The sequence below is a fragment of the Paraburkholderia fungorum genome (genome assembly GCF_003610895.1).
Lineage (GTDB): Bacteria > Pseudomonadota > Gammaproteobacteria > Burkholderiales > Burkholderiaceae > Paraburkholderia > Paraburkholderia fungorum_B.
This window is the reverse complement of the sequence record NZ_MCAS01000036.1, coordinates 56,955-74,695: the sequence shown is the minus strand read 5'-3', so window position 1 is coordinate 74,695 and position 17,741 is coordinate 56,955. Positions and strand designations below refer to the sequence as shown.

The following is a 17,741-nucleotide window of genomic DNA, read 5'->3' as shown; positions in this document are numbered from 1 at the left end:
CGAAAGACCGGCCGAAGTGGAAGACCGCGCGGTGCCCGGGCATTGGGAAGGCGATCTGCTGGCGGGCTCGAACAACACCTACATAGCCACACTGGTGGAGCGGCACTCGCGTTATGTGATGCTGGTCAAGGTGGCAGGCAAGGACACGGCAAGTGTGGTGTCCGCGCTGATAAAACAGGTGAATAAACTGCCGAAACAACTGCGTGGCTCACTGACATGGGACCGGGGTACCGAGATGGCGAGCCATCGGAACTTCACGATTGCCACGGACGTGCAGGTGTATTTCTGCGACCCGCGAAGTCCATGGCAACGCGGCAGCAACGAGAACACGAATGGGCTGCTGCGTCAGTATTTCCCCAAAGGCAAGCCAGTGGACGGCTATTCGCAGGCAGACCTGAACAAGGTCGCTGCGCAACTGAATGGTCGACCCCGTCAGACCTTGCAATTTATGAACCCTGCTGAAAAACTGGCAGAAACGTTGGGTGTTGCAATGACCGGTTGAATCCGCCGCCGCTTTCTTTGCTTATCTTTCTTTGCGGCGGCAAAGAAAGTAAGTGCCGCCCCGCACAGGGGCAACGCTAATAGACCAATAAGAAATCAAGGAAAGGCCAACGCCACAAAACCACAGACAGAACAGACCACTAACAATTCAAGAAAAGCCCAACACCACAACCAGCAAGCGCCGCGCAGGCAAACAAAAAAAAGCAAAATAGTGCAAAACATTAACCAGCCCCCAAACCACATACCCTATCCTTCCAGCTAACCGAACCCAAAAGCCGAACCCAAAAACCAAACCCCAGGCGCCGCAGCGCAACACCCGCCCGCAGGGCAAAAAAACCGCAAATGTTCAACTCGATCAAAAGATTCATAAAAAAATGGCGCGCCTCCCGCGACGGCGGCCATCAACTGGACGCGCTGCTGGCAATCGCAGACCAAACCGCCCCTTACCCGGACCGCAGTGAATGGCTGATCGAACTCGCCCACTGGATCCACCGCGGCCGCGCAGTCCAACCCGAACAACTCGACAACACCGTCGACAGCAACACATCACGCTCAACTCCAGCACACACAAGAATCCGCTATCTCCTCCACGTGCTGGACCGCAACCCGGCCTGGAAGGCCAATGTCGCCGGCATTCTCCGCGCGCTCCTTCGCGAAAGCGACGGCCTCTCGCTTCTCTGCGACGCAGGCATGCCCGTTCACTCCGGCTTCTTCGGCGCACTCTTCGAGCGCCTCGAAACCTCTCTGATCCCGCCCGCACCAAACCGGCGCGACCTGAGCGCGATCGTCACACTGATGTTCAGCCAGGAACGCGACGCCGAATGGATCGCCAGTCTGCCAACCGATCTGCTCACCCGCATCCACGCCCTCTTCAACTATGAACAGGACGACAGCGAACAAGGTGACATCACCCCTTTCTCGCTCGACCTGCTGGCCGCATTGCACAACCTCACCTGCCAGATCAGTTCGACGGGTCTGTCGCAAACCGTCCGCAGCCGTCTGGGCGAAGTCGACGCTCGCGACACCGGCGATGTACGCGTCGCCATGGAAAAGCAGCCGTTCTACCGGCTCACGCGCGCCATGCTTGCTGTCGAAGCAGCCCATCAGGCAGTCGGCGCAGGCGGCCCGCAAGACAAGCTGCTGCATGAGGTCAACTATCTGCGCCTGCTGCTCGACGAATGCCGCAGCGCCACCGACAACGTCTTCGCCCACCTCTACCGCAACGGCGTCAGTGTCGACATCGTGTTCCAGGTCGAACGGATGCGTATGCGTATCGTGCGCGCGGAACATCTGCTGAACGCCTGGATGACGCAGGACGATCCGCACGCTAGCGCACGCCTCGCCGCCGAACTGGTGGAGGCGAATCGCGCAAGCCAGAGCGTCGCCCATCTCGTGCGCAGCAATTTTTCCTTGCTGGCGCGCAAGGTCGTCGAATACAGCGCCGACACCGGCGAACACTACATCGCACGCGATCGTGCCGAATATCTGAAGATGCTGCGCATGGCGGCCGGCGGCGGGCTCGTGACCGTCGTCACGGTCTGCGTGAAATTCGCCATTACCGGCGCGCATCTGCAATCGATGTTCGAAGGCCTGCTCGCCGGCATCAACTACTCGGCCAGCTTCCTGCTGATGCACTTCCTGCACTTCTCGCTCGCCACCAAGCAACCGGCAATGACCGCGCCCACCCTTGCCCGTGAGTTGGACGGCGTCGGCACACCGGCAGGCGTCAACAGCTTCGTGAGTTCGGTGACCGCGCTGATGCGCACACAGGCCGCGGCGGTGCTCGGCAACGTGCTGCTCGTGTTTCCCGTGTGCTTCGGCGTGCAATTGCTGTGGCACACGCTCTTCAACGCCAACATCATTTCACCGGAGAAAGCGCACGCCACGCTGCACTCGTTCTCCTTGCTCGGGCCGACGCCGTTCTATGCCGCCTTGACCGGCGTGCTGCTGTGGTCGTCGAGCTTGCTGTCGGGTTGGGCGGACAACTGGTTCGTCCTGCATCGCGTGGCGGATGCGCTTGCCTACAACCGGCGTCTGCGCATGACGCTTGGCGTGGCCGGCGCTGCGCGGCTCGCCGCATTTTGCCGCTCGAATGTGGCGGGCGTGGTGGGCAATATCACGCTTGGCCTGATGCTCGGGCTCGTCCCGGCGATCCTGACAGCCTTCGCCTTTGCTTTCGAGGTGCGTCACGTGACGCTCAGCGCCGGATCGATCGGCGTGGCGCTCGGCGTGCTCGGCAAGGGCGCGCTGGAGCTGCCGGAGTTGTGGTGGGCGGTCGCAGGCGTCGGCAGTATGGCGATCCTCAACGTGGCCGTGAGTTTCGCGCTCGCCTTCTACATGGCGGTGAAATCGCGTGACCTGCGCCGCAGTGCGGTGCGCTCGCTGCGTGGCGCGATCTGGCAGCGGGTGTTCAGACATCCACTCGAACTGGTATGGCCGTCCAGAACGGCGCCTGAAGGCAAGTGAAGCCTGCGGCGCGCCGGCCACCTTGCTTCCGCGTTCTGCCGGGCTGTGGGCATGATGGTACGGGGGCGGTGGTACGGGGGCGGTGGTGCGGGCGGCGCTCGATACTCGCCGCCAAGGGGCAGCGGGAGCCGGCCTACGGCGGCCCACGGCGCCTGCCGCCGCCGCCCTGACCGGTCCCGCCCCGGGATCGTAGATGGGCCGCGCCCCCGACCGCGTACAATAGCGCCTTATCTAACGCCTTCCGGCAACCTCAATGTCCTTCGATTTCTTCCTTCCCTGTCCGCGCGGCCTTGAAGCCTCGCTCGCCACCGAGCTCGCCGAAATTGCCGCAAAGCACCTGAACGGCGCGCCGTTCACGGCCGGCGCGCAAGTGCCCGGCGGCGTGCATTTCCGCGGCGGCTGGGCCGCCGGCATGGCCGCCAACCTGCACTCGCGCCTCGCGAGCCGCGTGTTGCTGAAAATCGCGCATCGGCCGTATCGCAGCGAACAGGACATTTACGCGCTCGCGCTCGAACAGCGCTGGGAACAGTGGTTCTCCGCGAACGAGACGCTGCGCGTGGACGTCACCGCGATCAAATCACCGCTGCGCAGCCTCGAATTCACCACGCTGCGTGTCAAGGACGCGATCTGCGACCGTCTGCGCGAAGTCAGCGGTGCGCGTCCGAGCATCGACACCGCCATGCCCGACGTGCGCGTGTTCGCGTTCCTTACCGCCACCGATTGCACGCTCTACCTCGATACCTCCGGCGACCCGCTCTTCAAGCGCGGCTGGCGCCTCGACAAGGGCGCAGCACCGCTGCGCGAGAATCTCGCGGCGGGCATCCTGCGCCTGACCGGCTGGACCGCCGGCACGCCGCTGTACGACCCGATGTGCGGCAGCGGCACCTTCCTCGCGGAAGCTGCGCAAGTGGCACTGAATATCGCGCCGGGCGCGGAGCGCCGCTTCGGCTTCGAGAAGCTCAAGCAATTCGAAGCCAAGACCTGGCAACCCCTGAAGGCCGCCGCGCTCGACGCGAAGCACGCCGCCCGCAGCTCGCGCTCCGACCTGCAGATTTTCGGCAGCGATATTTCCGGCGACATGCTCGATAAAGCACGGGCGAACTTCCAGCGCGCCGGTCTGCCGTCAATTGCGCTCAAGCAGGTTGACGCGCGCGGCATGGCGGCGCCGTCGGCTGAGCCCGGCATCCTTGTTGCGAATCCTCCATATGGCGAGCGGATCGAAGTGCGCGGCCGCAACGCACGTGGCGAAATCCGCGAAGGCCGTGCCACGCGTGAAGGCCGAGAAGACGACAGCTTCCGCCGCGCTCAGGAAGAAGCGCCGGATAGCGAGTTTTTCCAGTCGCTCGGCGACGCGCTGAAGCAGCGCTTCACCGGCTGGCATGCGTTTATTCTGACTTCGGATCGCAAGCTGCCGGGGCAGATGCGTCTGCGCGAATCGACCAAAACGCCGCTCTTCAACGGCGCGCTCGAATGCCGGCTGTTCCGCTTCGATCTGATTGCAGGCAGCGTCCGGCAACGGCCGCAGAACAACGACACACCGGCAGCGTAAGCCGGAGCAGAGCGACATCGAAAAACCGCGGCCTGGTCCGCGGTTTTTTTCGCCGGTACCAAACGGCTCGCCCGCCTCAGGTTCCACCTGCTGTCACACCAGCGTCCCCGTTCCTTCGTTCGCGCGGCGTCGCTCGCCAGCCATCTCTTCGTGGCTGCCCGCTGATCGACCACCACGTCTTTTCCACCTACTTCGCGACACCCTACTGACACTACGCTGTCAGCAGCCCCCACGCACACTCCTTCTCACGCCATCCGGCGCTTTGCACGGCTTACCGCCATCCACAGGAGAGTGTCATGTCCGCATCATCCAAAGTTGTTGCATGGTTCGAAATTCCGTCCGTCGATTTCGATCGCGCTGTGCGTTTTTACGAAACCGCGCTCGACGTCAAACTGCGTCAGGAGGAAATCGGCGGCCAGCCGATCGCCATCTTCGGCTACGAGGAACCGGCCACTGGCGGCGCGATCGTCCATAGCCCGTCGATGACGCCGACCGGTGACGGCGTGCTCGTCTATCTGAGCGCCCAACCGAGCGTCGACGCCACTCTCGCCCGCATCGAAAAGGCCGGCGGCAAGACCGATGGCCCGGTGATCAAGCTGCCGCAGGACATCGGCTATATCGCGTTTTTCACCGATACGGAAGGTAATCGTCTCGGCCTGCATTCGCTGACCAACGGTTGAGCACGCGGCGCGGCGGTTAACAGACATCGCAAGCCATCGCGAGACGCCGCGCGCAATGCGGACCGGAGCACGCCATGCGGCGCTATCATCGGGGGACTGTTCCCGTCCTTTTCTACAAGACGCCCACGATGACGCGCCGCGCCGACCGCCTGTTCCAGATCGCCGAACTGTTACGCGGACGGCGTCTGACCACCGCGCAACAACTCGCCGACTGGCTGAATATCTCGCTGCGCACGGTCTATCGCGACGTGCGCGATCTGCAACTGTCAGGCGTGCCAATCGAAGGTGAAGCAGGCATCGGCTACCGCTTGAGCCGCGCGGCGAGCCTGCCGCCCCTTACCTTCACCGCCGACGAACTCGCCGCGCTCGCAGCGGGCGCGCGCATGCTCGAATCGTGGGGCGGCGCGGGCTTCGCGAGCGGCGCACGCGGTGCGTTGGCGAAGATCGCCTCGGCCATGCCGGTCGACAAGCGCGCAACACTCGAACGCCTGGCGATCTTCGCGCCGTCGTTTCACATCAAGGCGGATTTTTCAGCGAAGGTGGACGTGCTGCATCGGGCGGTCGATGCACGTCAGGTCGTGAGCTTTGCCTATACCGATGCGAATAGCGCGGCGACCGAGCGGCGCGTGTGGCCGCTGGCGCTGGCTTATTGGGGCGCGCGCTGGACACTCGGCGCGTGGTGTGAATTGCGCGGCGATTTCCGCAATTTCGGGCTGGAGAGGATCAGCGATCTTCAGGTGCTCGAAACGTATCCCGATCAGGAAGGCCGACGGTTAGCGGACTGGCTGCGGCATGTAAACGCGAAGCCGCGGTGAAGACGCAGATACCGCAGATATCATCGTGTAGATACGATTCTGCGGCCCGCCGCGAGGCAGGCCGCGTAGCACCGTGGCCGGTTCGTTATTCCACCGCCTTCACCATATCCTCAATCACCTTCTTCGCGTCACCGAACACCATCATCGTCTTGTCCATGTAGAACAGGTCATTGTCGAGGCCCGCGTAACCGGCGGCCATCGAGCGCTTGTTCACGATCACCGTGCGCGCCTTGTATGCCTCGATAATCGGCATACCCGCGATCGGCGACTTCGGATCGTTCTTCGCGGCCGGATTCACCACGTCGTTCGCGCCGAGCACCAGCACCACGTCGACCTGACCGAACTCGCCATTGATGTCGTCCATTTCGTAGACCATGTCGTACGGCACTTCCGCTTCCGCGAGCAGCACGTTCATGTGGCCCGGCATCCGGCCGGCCACCGGGTGAATTGCATACTTCACCTCGATGCCCTTCTCGACCAGCTTGTCGGTCAACTCCTTCAACGCATGCTGCGCGCGCGCCACCGCGAGACCGTAACCCGGCACGATCACCACGGTTTCAGCATTGCCGAGCATGAACGAGGCGTCGTCGGCCGAACCGGATTTCACCGGACGCTGCTCCGCCGCGCCACCTGCCACCGCCGCGCCCGCCTCGTTACCGAAGCCGCCGAGAATCACGTTGAAGAACGAACGGTTCATCGCGCGGCACATGATGTACGACAGGATCGCCCCCGACGAGCCCACCAGCGAACCCGCGATGATCAGCATCGGATTGTTCAGCGAGAAGCCGATGCCCGCCGCCGCCCAGCCCGAATACGAGTTGAGCATCGACACGACCACCGGCATATCCGCGCCGCCGATCGGAATGATGATCAGCACGCCGAGCACGAACGCGATGATCGTCATGATGATGAACGGCAGCCACGATTGCGTGAGAAAGAAGATCACGCCGAAGCCGAGCATCCCGATCGCGAGGAACAGGTTGATCAGGTGCTGCCCCGCATAGACGACCGGCGCGCCCTGGAACAGGCGGAACTTGTACTTGCCCGACAGCTTGCCGAAGGCGATCACCGAACCGGAGAACGTAATCGCGCCGACAAACGTGCCGATGAACAGCTCGACGCGATTGCCATACGGCAGGAAGCCCGGAATCGCATTCTCCGGATCGACGAGGCCGAACGCGGACGGCTCCGATACCACCGCATAGGCGATACACACCGCCGCGAGACCGATCAGCGAGTGCATCGCCGCGACCAGTTCCGGCATCTTGGTCATCTCGACGCGCGCGGCGACAAACGCGCCGATCGCGCCGCCGATCACCAGCGCGACCAGCAGCAAGCCGAGCCCCAGCCCGAGATTCGAGCCGAGCGCGTTCGCCTGTTTGACGATCAGCGCGATGGTGGTGAGGATCGCAATCGCCATCCCGACCATGCCGAAGGTATTGCCGGTACGCGCCGTCTTCGGATTCGACAGCCCCTTGAGCGCCTGGATGAAACAGACCGACGCGACCAGATAAAGCAGCGTGACGACGTTCAGACTCATTACGCGTTCTCCTTAGCCGCTGCGGGGAGCTTCTTCGGCTCTTTCTTCCTGAACATCTCCAGCATTCGTCTCGTCACGAGGAATCCGCCAAACACGTTCACCGCCGCGAGCGCGACGGCCAGCGTGCCGAAGAACTTGCCGGTGTCGCCCACGGTGAGGCCTGCTGCGAGCATCGCGCCGACGATCACGATCGCCGAAATCGCGTTGGTCACGGCCATTAGCGGCGTGTGCAGCGCAGGGGTGACATTCCAGACGACGTGGTAGCCGACGTAGATCGCCAGCACGAAGATGATCAGATTGATGACGGTGTGGTTGATGACTTCCATCGCCGTTCTCCGTTAGGACTTGCGCGTGACTTCGCCGTCGCGGGCCAGCAGCGTGGCCGCGACGATGTCGTCTGCGAGATCGATGTTCAGGGCGCCTTCCTTGGTGATGATCAGCTTGAGGAAGTCGAGCAGGTTGCGTGCGTAGAGCGACGACGCGTCGGCGGGCACCATCGAAGCCAGATTCGTATAGCCGACGATCGTCACGCCATGCTTCACGACGACCTGATCCGTTTCGGTCAGCGGGCAGTTACCGCCGCGCCGGCCTTCATATTCGGCGCCGCGGCCCGCCGCCAGGTCCACCAGCACGGAGCCGGGTTTCATGGCCTGAACGGTTTCCACTGAAATCAAGGTCGGGGCAGCGCGGCCCGGGATCAGGGCAGTCGAGATCACCACGTCCGCCTGCTTCGCCCGCTCGTGGACCAATGCAGACTGGCGGGTCAGCCACGAAGGCGGCATCGGCCGTGCATAGCCGCCGACGCCCTGCGCGGCTTCGCGCTCTTCGTCAGTTTCGTATGGCACGTCGAGGAATTTGGCGCCGAGCGATTCGATCTGCTCCTTGACCGCCGGACGCACGTCGGAGGCTTCGATCACCGCGCCGAGGCGCTTGGCCGTCGCGATCGCCTGCAGACCCGCCACGCCTGCGCCGAGAATCAGCACGCGGGCCGCTTTCACGGTGCCCGCGGCGGTCATCAGCATCGGCATGAAGCGCGGATAGAGCGTGGCCGCCAGCAGCACCGCCTTGTATCCGGCAATGTTGGCCTGCGAGCTCAAAACATCGAGGCTCTGCGCGCGCGTGGTTCTTGGCGCAGCCTCTAAAGCGAACGCGGTCACGCCTGCGGCCGCCAGCTTTGATGAGTTTTCGGTATTAAACGGATCGAGCATGCCGACCAGCGTCGCGCCGCGCTTGAGCAGCGGCAACTCGGCATCGGTCGGCGACTGGACCTTAAGGACGAGATCCGCCCCAAAAGCAGTAGCCGCATCGACGATTTCCGCGCCGGCAGCTGTAAAGGCATCGTCAGGAAAGCTTGCGCCGGTGCCGGCGCCGCTCTGGATCGTGACCCGATGGCCCTGGGTCACATACTTCTTGACCGTTTCGGGCGTCGCGGCGACGCGGGTTTCGTGCGCGCGCGTCTCGGCTGGCACTCCGATGTGCATCTTTGTTCCTCCTCGACTTCCTGTTTTACGACAGAGCTGCCGACGAGGCACGCCGGCTTGCAAGTGCAACGGCTAACGGCGTCACTTTAACCGAAACCTGGGGGTGCGCCGAAATCGGGGACAATCCGGGGGTCCTGATCTGGCGGGCGCCTTGCTGGATGCAGGCGACGGGCCGCCGCTCGCGCCGCCTGAACCGCTTGGGCCTTAACCGCCGGTCGCCCGCTGCCGGTCGCCCGCAGCCGGTCGCCCGCTTCCCGGCAGCCCAGGCCCATAAACGGTAAAATGCGCACCCATGAAACCGGAAACCTGGCTGCCGCACGTCACCGTTGCGGCCATCGTCGAGCGTGGTGGGCGTTTTCTCGTCGTCGAGGAACATACCGCCGACGGCCTGCGCCTGAATCAGCCCGCCGGCCACCTGGAGGCCGGCGAAACGCTGGTGGAAGCGGTTATCCGCGAAACGCTCGAGGAAACCGCGCATCCGTTCACGCCCGAGGCGCTGGTCGGCATGTATATGACGCATTTCGAGCGGCCCGGCAGTGAGGGCGTAACGTATCTGCGCTTCACCTATTGCGGCACGAGCGGCGAAGTGGATGCAGCGCGCGCGCTCGATCCCGACATTGTCCGCACGCTGTGGATGAGCGCCGACGAATTGCGCGACTGCCCTGAACGGCACCGCACCCCGCTCGTGATGCAATGTATCGACGATTACCTCGCGGGGCGGCGTTTCCCGCTCGACTTCGTGCACACGCATTCGGTCGGACGCAAACAGGCATGAGCAGGCATAAATAGACGTAAGCTGGCATCGCCCGGCGTAAGCCGTCACGAGCGGCCAGGCAGGCGAGCAGGCAACCCGGTCAACCCACGATCAATGAAGTCGCGCAGTACCCAGTGAGCACCTTATGAGCAAGCAGAAAGTCGTAGTAGGCATGTCGGGCGGCGTCGATTCGTCGGTTACCGCGTGGCTGCTGAAGGAACAGGGCTACGACGTGGTCGGCCTGTTCATGAAGAACTGGGAAGACGACGACGACAGCGAGTACTGCTCGACGCGGCAGGACTGGATCGACGTGGTTTCGGTCGCGGACCTGATCGGTATCGATGTCGAAGCGGTCAACTTCGCCGCCGAGTACAAGGACCGCGTGTTCGCCGAATTCCTGCGCGAATACTCGGCCGGCCGCACGCCGAATCCTGACGTGCTGTGCAACGCCGAAATCAAGTTCAAAGCCTTCCTCGATCACGCCATGTCGCTCGGTGCGGAAACCATCGCAACCGGCCACTATGCACGCGTGCGTGAGAACAACGGCCGCTTCGAACTGCTGAGGGCCTTCGATCATACGAAGGACCAGTCGTATTTCCTGCATCGGCTGAACCAGGCGCAGTTGTCGAAGACGCTATTCCCGCTCGGCGAGATTCCGAAAACCAAGGTGCGCGAGATCGCCGAACAGATCGCGCTGCCGAATGCGAAGAAGAAAGATTCGACCGGCATCTGCTTTATTGGCGAGCGGCCGTTCCGCGACTTCCTGAACCGCTATCTGCCGACCAAACCCGGTCCGATGAAAACCACCGAAGGCAAAGTGATCGGCGAACACATCGGCCTCGCGTTCTACACGTTCGGACAGCGCAAGGGCATCGGCCTTGGCGGCAGCAAGGACGGCAGCGGCGAGCCGTGGTTCGTCGCCGGCAAAGACATTGCGTCGAACACGCTGTATGTCGCGCAAGGCCATGAGCATCCCTGGCTGCTGAGTCATACGTTGAGCGCGGGCAATACGAGCTGGGTCGCAGGCGTTCCGCCCACCGAAGGTTTTGCCTGCGGTGCGAAAACCCGCTACCGGCAAGCGGATGCACCGTGCACCTTCAGTGCGGCCGGTGTGGGCGAAGGGCTCTTCGAGCTGAATTTCGACGCCGCCCAATGGGCTGTCACACCGGGGCAATCTGCGGTGCTCTACGATGGCGACGTGTGCCTCGGCGGTGGCATCATCGAACACGCGGTGACCGGGCAACCAACGGTGCGCCAGCCACAACAGGCAGCGTTGCTGAGCGCCCGTTGAGCCGTGCGCTTGAGTTAGCTTCACCATAACAAGCAGTCGTTCGCTTCCCTTCGCGGCGGATTCCGTTTGCGCCGACAGCGTCGACGATCCCGCCGCGACGATCCTCACTGCACTGGAGTCCCCATGCTTTCTCGACGTTATCTGGCGATGTGGTGCGCGGTCATTCTGCTCGCAGCCTGTGCGGCGCTCGCCGCGACGCATCACATTTCGTGGTTCTGGATCATCGTGCCGGTGGCGCTCGTCGCGCTCGGTCTGTTCGACCTGACGCAGGAGCGCCACGCGATTCTGCGCAACTATCCGCTGTGGGGCCACTTCCGCTTCCTGTTCGAATTCATTCGCCCTGAAATCCGCCAGTATTTCGTCGAGGACGACACCGACGAAAAACCGTTCTCTCGCGCGCAACGCAGCATCGTCTACCAGCGTGCCAAGAACGACGTGGACAGCCGCCCGTATGGCACCGAACTCGACGTCAAAGCCGTCGCGCACGAATGGATCAGCCACTCGCTCGCGCCGACCACGATCGCCAGCCACGACTTCCGTATCGTCGTCGGGCCCGACCGCGCGCAACCTTATTCGATGTCGATCTTCAATGTCTCCGCGATGAGCTTCGGTTCGCTGTCGGCAAACGCGATCATGGCGCTGAACCTCGGCGCGAAGAAAGGCAACTTCGCGCACGATACAGGCGAAGGCTCGATGTCGAAATACCACCGAGAGCATGGCGGCGACATCATCTGGGAAATCGCCTCGGGCTACTTCGGCTGCCGCAACGACGACGGCACCTTCAGCGCGGAGAAGTTCGCGAAGCAGGCCGCCGAGCCGCAAGTGAAGATGATCGAAGTGAAGCTCTCACAAGGCGCGAAGCCCGGTCACGGCGGCGTGCTGCCGGCCGCCAAGATCACACCCGAGATCGCGGAAACGCGCGGCGTGCCGATGGGCCGCGATTGCATCTCGCCGGCCACCCACTCCGAATTCTCATCGCCGCGCGGCCTGCTCGAATTCGTCGACCGGTTGCGCACGCTGTCCGGTGGCAAGCCCACCGGGTTCAAGCTGTGCATCGGGCATCCGTGGGAATTCTTCGGCATTGCGAAGGCGATGCTGGAAACGGGCATTCTGCCGGACTTCATCGTGGTCGACGGTGCGGAGGGCGGCACGGGGGCGGCGCCTCTCGAATTCACCGATCACGTCGGCGTGCCGTTGCAGGAAGGGCTGCTGCTGGTGCACAACACGCTGGTCGGCATCGGCTTGCGTCAGCGCATCCGCATTGGCGCGAGCGGCAAGATGATCACCGCATTCGACATTACGAAGACGCTGGCGATCGGCGCGGATTGGGTCAATGCGGCGCGTGGCTTCATGTTCGCGGTCGGTTGCATCCAGGCGCAGACCTGCCACACCGGCCGCTGCCCGACGGGCGTCGCCACGCAGGACCCGGTGCGTCAACGCGCGCTGGTGGTGCCGGACAAAGCCGATCGCGTGTTCAACTTCCATCACAACACCTTGCATGCGCTGAAGGAAATCATTCAGGCCGCGGGGCTCAAGCATCCGGCGGAATTGCGCGCGCATCACATTGTGCGGCGCGTCTCGTCGCATGAGGTGCAGTTGATGTCCGAGTTGCTGAAGTACCTCGATCCGAACGATCTGCTGAACGGCAACTATCGCTACACGCTGTACGAGAAATATTGGCCCATGGCGCAAAGCGACTCGTTTGCACCGAAAGTTGAGCTGGCCGCTACATAAGCCGGCTGTGGTGGCGATGGCGGCGATGGGGCATGTGCCGATCGCCGCCTGAGTCTTAAATTTTGACGACGATTTCTTGCAGAAAAATAAGAATCCTTAGGAAGCCGTCTTATATACAAGCGCTGCACCGGGCCGTACATTGGCGGGATTTTCTGCACCCGCTTAATGTCCATGCTCACATCCCCTCCTGCTCCGCTTACGCTTGGCGCTCATACGCAACTCGTCCAGACCCGCCACGGCTGGATGCTTGCCAATCCCAACGACTTCTATCTGGGCCGGGCACTCATCGAGTACGGTGAATGCTGCGAGCTTGAATCTGCTGTGTTGCGGCAGTTACTGGTGCAGCCGGGGATCGTTGTCGAGGTCGGCGCGAATATCGGCGTGCATACGATCATGCTGGCACGCGAGGCCGAAGCACGCCGCCAGGTGCTGGTTGCATTCGAGCCGCAGCCGGTGATCTTTCAGAACCTCTGCGCGAATCTGGCGGCCAATGGTGTGCGTAACGTGCTGGCGTGGCCGTACGCATGCGGGGCGAGTGCGAGCACATTGCATTTTGAACGGCCCGACTACGATGCACCGGGCAACTTTGGCTCGGTGTCGATGCAGACCGAGGCTGCGGCGAATACGATTCCGGTTCCGTGCGTCCGGCTGGACGATGTCTTGCGCTCGCATACGGTTGGTTTGCTGAAGCTCGATGTGGAAGGGTTTGAGTTGAACGCGCTGTTGGGCGCGACGGACACCATCGCCCGCTCGCGGCCGGTGATTTATGTCGAGAACGACCGGCTCGATCAGTCGCAGGCGTTGATCGAGTGGTTGTGGTCGAAGGAGTACCGGATGTGGTGGCATTTGCCGCCTTTATTCAATCCGGGCAATGTATTTGGGCGCGCGGAGAACATTTACGGCCGCCTGGTGTCGTCCAATATGCTCGCGCTGCCGCGTGAACTGGAGATGGAGATGGCGGGATTTGTGGAGGTGACGGATTCGGATTCTGCCGCGCATGCGTTGATGGGCGTGCTCACCTAGCCCACGCAACACCTTGCGCGAAGACGAACGACAATCGGCCGCCTGACGCGGCCTTTTTTTGTTTGGAGAACACGCCGGTTCCCCTCCGACCCCGCAAAACGGACACCCCCCTCCCTTTCCGTTAAAATCTACGGTTTAGCACTTCGCTCCACGGCCACCCGGCGCGCTTCGGCGCTTACGGCGCGGCCCCATGCCCGAAAGGCACTTCATGCTCACGTTTCAGCAAATCATCCTGACACTGCAGTCCTACTGGGACAAGCAGGGTTGCGCGTTGCTCCAGCCGATCGACATGGAAGTCGGCGCGGGCACGTCCCACGTCCATACTTTCCTGCGCGCAATCGGCCCGGAACCGTGGCGAGCCGCCTATGTGCAGCCGTCGCGCCGCCCGAAAGACGGCCGCTACGGCGAGAACCCGAACCGCCTGCAGCATTACTACCAGTACCAGGTGGTGCTCAAGCCGGCGCCGGAAAACATCCTCGACCTGTATCTCGGTTCATTGGAAGCCCTCGGCTTCGACCTGAAGCAGAACGACGTGCGCTTCGTCGAGGACGACTGGGAAAACCCCACGCTCGGCGCGTGGGGCCTTGGATGGGAAGTGTGGCTGAACGGCATGGAAGTGACCCAGTTCACCTACTTCCAGCAGGTCGGCGGCCTGGATTGCAAGCCGGTGCTCGGCGAAATCACCTATGGCCTCGAACGTCTCGCGATGTACCTGCAGAAGGTCGAAAACGTTTACGACCTGGTCTGGACCGAGTGGGAAGAGCAAGGCCCGAACGGCCCGGAACTTCGCCGCCTGACTTATGGCGACGTGTACCACCAGAACGAAGTCGAACAGTCGACCTACAACTTCGAGCATGCGAACGTCGATCTGCTGTTCACCTTCTTCAACAGCTACGAAGCAGAAGCCAAGCGCATGATCGACGCACAGATCGCACTGCCCGCTTATGAACTGGTGTTGAAGGCCGGCCACACGTTCAACCTGCTGGACGCCCGTGGCGCGATCTCCGTCACGGAACGCGCGGCGTATATCGGCCGGATTCGCGCGCTGTCGCGTCTGGTCGCCCAGGCATACTACGAATCGCGCGAAAAACTCGGTTTCCCGATGCTCGGCAATCCGGTGCACGGCGTGCCCGGTCTGACCACCGACGAACAGGATGCCGCGAAGCCCGCGTGGGCACCGCCGCTGAAAATCGAACGCAAGATCGATCCGGACTGACGAGACCATCAAGAAATGACTCAACCCCATCAAGCTACCCTGCTCGTCGAGCTTCTGACCGAAGAACTGCCGCCGAAAGCGCTCGCGCGCCTCGGCGACGCGTTCGCCGAAGGCATTGCGCAGCGCCTCGCGGCGCGCGACCTGGTCGAAGGCGAACGGTCGTTCGAACGTTACGCCACGCCGCGCCGCCTCGCCGTCACCATCAGGAACGTGCGTTCGGTCGCGCCGGAAAAACATGTGCGCGAAAAAGTGCTGCCGGTGTCGGTCGCGCTCGATAAAGACGGCCAACCCACCGCGCCGCTCGCCAAGAAACTGGCCGCGCTCGGCTTCCCCGATTTTTCGGTGAACGACCTGGAGCGCGCGCAGGACGGCAAGGCCGAAGCCTTCTTCCTGCGCTACGCCGCGCCGGGCGCCACGCTCGCCGAAGGCCTGCAGACCGCGCTCGACGAAACGCTCGGCAAGCTGCCGATCCCGAAGCCGATGACCTATCAGCGCCCGGACGGCACCAGTGTGCAGTTCGTGCGTCCGGCGCATCGCCTGACCACCTTGCATGGCGACGAAGTCGTGCCGGTCACGGCACTGGGCGTCGATGCCGACGACACCACGCTCGGCCACCGTTTCCTGTCCGAGGGCCTCGTGCAGATCCAGCACGCGGATGCGTATGCCGAGACGCTGATGCACAAGGGCCGTGTGGTGGCGAATTTCGCCGACCGCAAGGAAACCATCCGCACGCATCTGCTCGCACAAGCCGACGGCGATCAGGTCGTGATGCCCGAATCGCTGCTCGATGAAGTGAACTCGCTGGTCGAATGGCCGGTGGTCTACGCCTGCCGTTTCGAGGACGAATTCCTGCAGGTACCGCAGGAATGCCTGATCCTGACCATGCAGACGAACCAGAAGTACTTCGCGTTGACGGATGCGAACGGCAAGCTGCGCTCGCGCTTCCTGATCGTGTCGAACATCGAGACGAAAACACCGGGCGATATCGTCGAAGGCAACGAGCGCGTGGTGCGTCCGCGTCTGGCCGATGCGAAGTTCTTCTTCGAGCAGGACAAGAAGAAGCCGCTCGCCGAGCGCGTGCCGCTGCTCGCCAACGTCGTGTATCACAACAAGCTGGGTTCGGCGCTGCAACGCGTCGAGCGCGTCGAAGCGCTGGCCGGCGCGATTGCCGGGCTGATCGGCGCGGATGCCGCGCTCGCGAAGCGGGCCGCACGCCTCTCCAAGGCCGACCTGATCACCGACATGGTCGGCGAATTCCCCGAGCTGCAAGGCACGATGGGCACGTACTATGCGCGCCACGACGGCGAGCCGGAAGAAGTCGCGCTGGCGTGCTCGGAACACTATCAGCCGCGCTTCTCCGGCGATGCGTTGCCGGCCACGGCAACCGGCACCGTCGTCGCGCTCGCCGACAAGCTCGAAACGCTGGTCGGCATCTGGGGCATCGGCCTGCAACCGACCGGCGAGAAAGACCCGTTCGCGCTGCGCCGTCATGCGCTGGGCGTGCTGCGGATTCTGGTCGAGAAGCAATTGCCGGTCGATCTGATCGAACTGCTGCACACCGCTTACGCGCAATTTGCCGCCGTGCCGGGCGTCGCCGATTCGACGCAGGCGATTTACGAATTCAGCATGGACCGTCTGCGCGGTTTGCTGCGCGAGCGCGGCTACGCGCCGGGCGAAATCGACGCGGTGCTCGCACTGAACCCAACGCGCCTCGACGACATCGTGGCGCGCCTGGATGCGGTGCGCGAATTCGCGGCGTTGCCGGAAGCGGCATCGCTCGCGGCGGCCAACAAGCGGATTTCGAACATCCTGAAGAAGTCGGAAAGCGGCACGACCGGCGGCGTACAGGTCACGCTGCTGACCGAAGCGGCGGAAAAAGCCTTGCATGCGCAGCTTGAGCAGGTCGCGCCGCGCGTGCAATCGCAACTCGCCGTGCGCGACTACACGGGCGCGCTGACCGCGCTCGCCGCGTTGCGCGAACCGGTCGACACGTTCTTCAACGACGTGATGGTCAACGCCGAAGATCCGGCGTTGCGGGCCAACCGTCTGGCTTTGCTCGGCGCGCTGCATCAGCAGATGAATTGCGTCGCTGACATTTCCCGACTCGCCGCCTGAGCCCGCCGCCATGCCGACCAAAAAAGTGGTGATCCTCGACCGCGACGGCGTGATCAACGTCGATTCCGACGCATTCATCAAGTCGCCGGACGAATGGGTCGCCCTGCCCGGTTCGCTCGAAGCGATCGCGCGGCTGAACCAGGCCGGTTATCGCATCGCGGTTGCGACCAACCAGTCTGGCATTGGCCGCGGTCTCTTCGACATGAACGCGCTCAACGCGATGCATCTGAAAATGCATCGCATGGCGGCAGCAGTCGGCGGGCGCATCGACGCGGTGTTCTTCTGCCCGCATACGGCGCAAGATCACTGCGAATGCCGCAAGCCGAAGCCCGGCATGCTGAAGATGATCGCCGAGCGTTTCGAAGTCGATCCGGCGCATACGCCGGTGGTCGGCGACGCGATGCGCGACCTGCAAGCGGGTGCGTCGCTCGGACATCCGACTCATCTGGTGCTGACCGGCAAGGGCCGCAAAACGCTCCAGGCCGGCGGCCTGCCCGAAGGTACGCGGGTGCACGACGACCTGCGCGCGTTCGCACTCGACTTCCTTTCCGACGCTCAAGAGTGACACGCGCCACG

The 17,741-nt window shown here is 63.1% G+C and carries 15 protein-coding genes; 12 read left to right on the top strand and 3 right to left on the bottom strand.

Annotation, left to right across the window (positions count from 1 at the left end):
- From BCY88_RS28935 to BCY88_RS28915, 5 genes are all read left to right on the top strand, one after another.
- On the top strand, positions 1–502 hold a 502-nt coding region (locus tag BCY88_RS28935; protein ID WP_120345929.1), incomplete at its 5' end, for an IS30 family transposase.
- Between the two features lie 341 nt (positions 503–843).
- Entirely contained in the window at positions 844–2,967 is a 2,124-nt protein-coding gene (locus BCY88_RS28930; RefSeq protein WP_120347588.1) for a site-specific recombinase, read from the top strand.
- Positions 2,968–3,220: 253 nt separating this feature from the next.
- Positions 3,221–4,516 carry a THUMP domain-containing class I SAM-dependent RNA methyltransferase gene (locus BCY88_RS28925; RefSeq protein WP_120347587.1) on the top strand — a complete coding sequence of 432 codons (1,296 nt, stop codon included), beginning with the start codon at positions 3,221–3,223 and terminating at the stop codon, positions 4,514–4,516.
- Between the two features lie 296 nt (positions 4,517–4,812).
- Positions 4,813–5,196 (top strand): VOC family protein, encoded by a 384-nt coding sequence (locus BCY88_RS28920; protein WP_120347586.1) that lies wholly within the window; start codon positions 4,813–4,815, stop codon positions 5,194–5,196.
- A gap of 74 nt (positions 5,197–5,270) precedes the next feature.
- Positions 5,271–6,011, top strand: coding sequence for a helix-turn-helix transcriptional regulator (locus tag BCY88_RS28915; RefSeq protein WP_120347585.1), 741 nt, complete (start codon positions 5,271–5,273; stop codon positions 6,009–6,011).
- Between the two features lie 85 nt (positions 6,012–6,096).
- Here BCY88_RS28915 and BCY88_RS28910 read toward each other — a convergent pair whose 3' ends face one another.
- Genes BCY88_RS28910 through BCY88_RS28900 form a run of 3 tightly spaced genes read right to left on the bottom strand, consistent with a single transcriptional unit; the run spans position 6,097 to position 9,032 of the window.
- The gene (locus BCY88_RS28910) at positions 6,097–7,551 is read right to left on the bottom strand and encodes an NAD(P)(+) transhydrogenase (Re/Si-specific) subunit beta (protein ID WP_120347584.1); all 1,455 of its coding nucleotides are present in this window, start codon (positions 7,549–7,551) and stop codon (positions 6,097–6,099) included.
- Positions 7,551–7,877, bottom strand: coding sequence for an NAD(P) transhydrogenase subunit alpha part 2 (locus tag BCY88_RS28905; RefSeq protein ID WP_097391320.1), 327 nt, complete (start codon positions 7,875–7,877; stop codon positions 7,551–7,553). The genes BCY88_RS28910 and BCY88_RS28905 overlap by 1 nt, the downstream gene beginning before the upstream one ends.
- Before the next feature lie 12 nt (positions 7,878–7,889).
- Positions 7,890–9,032 carry a Re/Si-specific NAD(P)(+) transhydrogenase subunit alpha gene (locus BCY88_RS28900; RefSeq protein ID WP_120347583.1) on the bottom strand — a complete coding sequence of 381 codons (1,143 nt, stop codon included), beginning with the start codon at positions 9,030–9,032 and terminating at the stop codon, positions 7,890–7,892.
- A gap of 292 nt (positions 9,033–9,324) precedes the next feature.
- Here BCY88_RS28900 and BCY88_RS28890 point away from each other — a divergent pair, with 292 nt between their 5' ends.
- The 7 genes from BCY88_RS28890 to gmhB all read left to right on the top strand — a co-directional run bounded on the left by BCY88_RS28890 (position 9,325) and on the right by gmhB (position 17,730).
- Entirely contained in the window at positions 9,325–9,807 is a 483-nt protein-coding gene (locus tag BCY88_RS28890) for an NUDIX hydrolase (RefSeq protein ID WP_120347581.1), read from the top strand.
- A 124-nt stretch (positions 9,808–9,931) separates the two neighbouring features.
- Positions 9,932–11,077: a tRNA 2-thiouridine(34) synthase MnmA gene (mnmA, locus tag BCY88_RS28885; RefSeq protein WP_120347580.1), complete on the top strand. Its 1,146-nt coding sequence runs from the start codon at positions 9,932–9,934 to the stop codon at positions 11,075–11,077.
- Positions 11,078–11,200: 123 nt separating this feature from the next.
- Complete coding sequence (locus BCY88_RS28880; RefSeq protein WP_120347579.1) at positions 11,201–12,811, top strand: FMN-binding glutamate synthase family protein; 1,611 nt, start codon at positions 11,201–11,203, stop codon at positions 12,809–12,811.
- Between the two features lie 171 nt (positions 12,812–12,982).
- Positions 12,983–13,834 (top strand): FkbM family methyltransferase, encoded by an 852-nt coding sequence (locus tag BCY88_RS28875; protein WP_259461541.1) that lies wholly within the window; start codon positions 12,983–12,985, stop codon positions 13,832–13,834.
- Positions 13,835–14,042: 208 nt separating this feature from the next.
- Positions 14,043–15,050, top strand: a complete 1,008-nt coding sequence (gene glyQ / locus BCY88_RS28870) for a glycine--tRNA ligase subunit alpha (RefSeq protein ID WP_120347577.1) — start codon at positions 14,043–14,045, stop codon at positions 15,048–15,050.
- 15 nt (positions 15,051–15,065) lie between these two features.
- Positions 15,066–17,165 carry a glycine--tRNA ligase subunit beta gene (gene glyS, locus BCY88_RS28865; protein ID WP_120347576.1) on the top strand — a complete coding sequence of 700 codons (2,100 nt, stop codon included), beginning with the start codon at positions 15,066–15,068 and terminating at the stop codon, positions 17,163–17,165.
- A 10-nt stretch (positions 17,166–17,175) separates the two neighbouring features.
- Positions 17,176–17,730: a D-glycero-beta-D-manno-heptose 1,7-bisphosphate 7-phosphatase gene (gene gmhB, locus BCY88_RS28860; RefSeq protein WP_120347575.1), complete on the top strand. Its 555-nt coding sequence runs from the start codon at positions 17,176–17,178 to the stop codon at positions 17,728–17,730.
- Positions 17,731–17,741: the final 11 nt, after the last annotated feature.

What these genes read in the sequence shown, in the direction of transcription:
- BCY88_RS28930 (WP_120347588.1), top strand. Translation starts at nt 844, where the DNA reads ATGTTCAACTCGATCAAAAGATTCATAAAAAAATGGCGCGCCTCCCGC.
- BCY88_RS28925 (WP_120347587.1), top strand. Translation starts at nt 3,221, where the DNA reads ATGTCCTTCGATTTCTTCCTTCCCTGTCCGCGCGGCCTTGAAGCCTCG.
- BCY88_RS28920 (WP_120347586.1), top strand. Translation starts at nt 4,813, where the DNA reads ATGTCCGCATCATCCAAAGTTGTTGCATGGTTCGAAATTCCGTCCGTC.
- BCY88_RS28915 (WP_120347585.1), top strand. Translation starts at nt 5,271, where the DNA reads ATGCGGCGCTATCATCGGGGGACTGTTCCCGTCCTTTTCTACAAGACG.
- BCY88_RS28910 (WP_120347584.1), bottom strand. Translation starts at nt 7,551, where the DNA reads ATGAGTCTGAACGTCGTCACGCTGCTTTATCTGGTCGCGTCGGTCTGT.
- BCY88_RS28905 (WP_097391320.1), bottom strand. Translation starts at nt 7,877, where the DNA reads ATGGAAGTCATCAACCACACCGTCATCAATCTGATCATCTTCGTGCTG.
- BCY88_RS28900 (WP_120347583.1), bottom strand. Translation starts at nt 9,032, where the DNA reads ATGCACATCGGAGTGCCAGCCGAGACGCGCGCGCACGAAACCCGCGTC.
- BCY88_RS28890 (WP_120347581.1), top strand. Translation starts at nt 9,325, where the DNA reads ATGAAACCGGAAACCTGGCTGCCGCACGTCACCGTTGCGGCCATCGTC.
- mnmA (WP_120347580.1), top strand. Translation starts at nt 9,932, where the DNA reads ATGAGCAAGCAGAAAGTCGTAGTAGGCATGTCGGGCGGCGTCGATTCG.
- BCY88_RS28880 (WP_120347579.1), top strand. Translation starts at nt 11,201, where the DNA reads ATGCTTTCTCGACGTTATCTGGCGATGTGGTGCGCGGTCATTCTGCTC.
- BCY88_RS28875 (WP_259461541.1), top strand. Translation starts at nt 12,983, where the DNA reads ATGCTCACATCCCCTCCTGCTCCGCTTACGCTTGGCGCTCATACGCAA.
- glyQ (WP_120347577.1), top strand. Translation starts at nt 14,043, where the DNA reads ATGCTCACGTTTCAGCAAATCATCCTGACACTGCAGTCCTACTGGGAC.
- glyS (WP_120347576.1), top strand. Translation starts at nt 15,066, where the DNA reads ATGACTCAACCCCATCAAGCTACCCTGCTCGTCGAGCTTCTGACCGAA.
- gmhB (WP_120347575.1), top strand. Translation starts at nt 17,176, where the DNA reads ATGCCGACCAAAAAAGTGGTGATCCTCGACCGCGACGGCGTGATCAAC.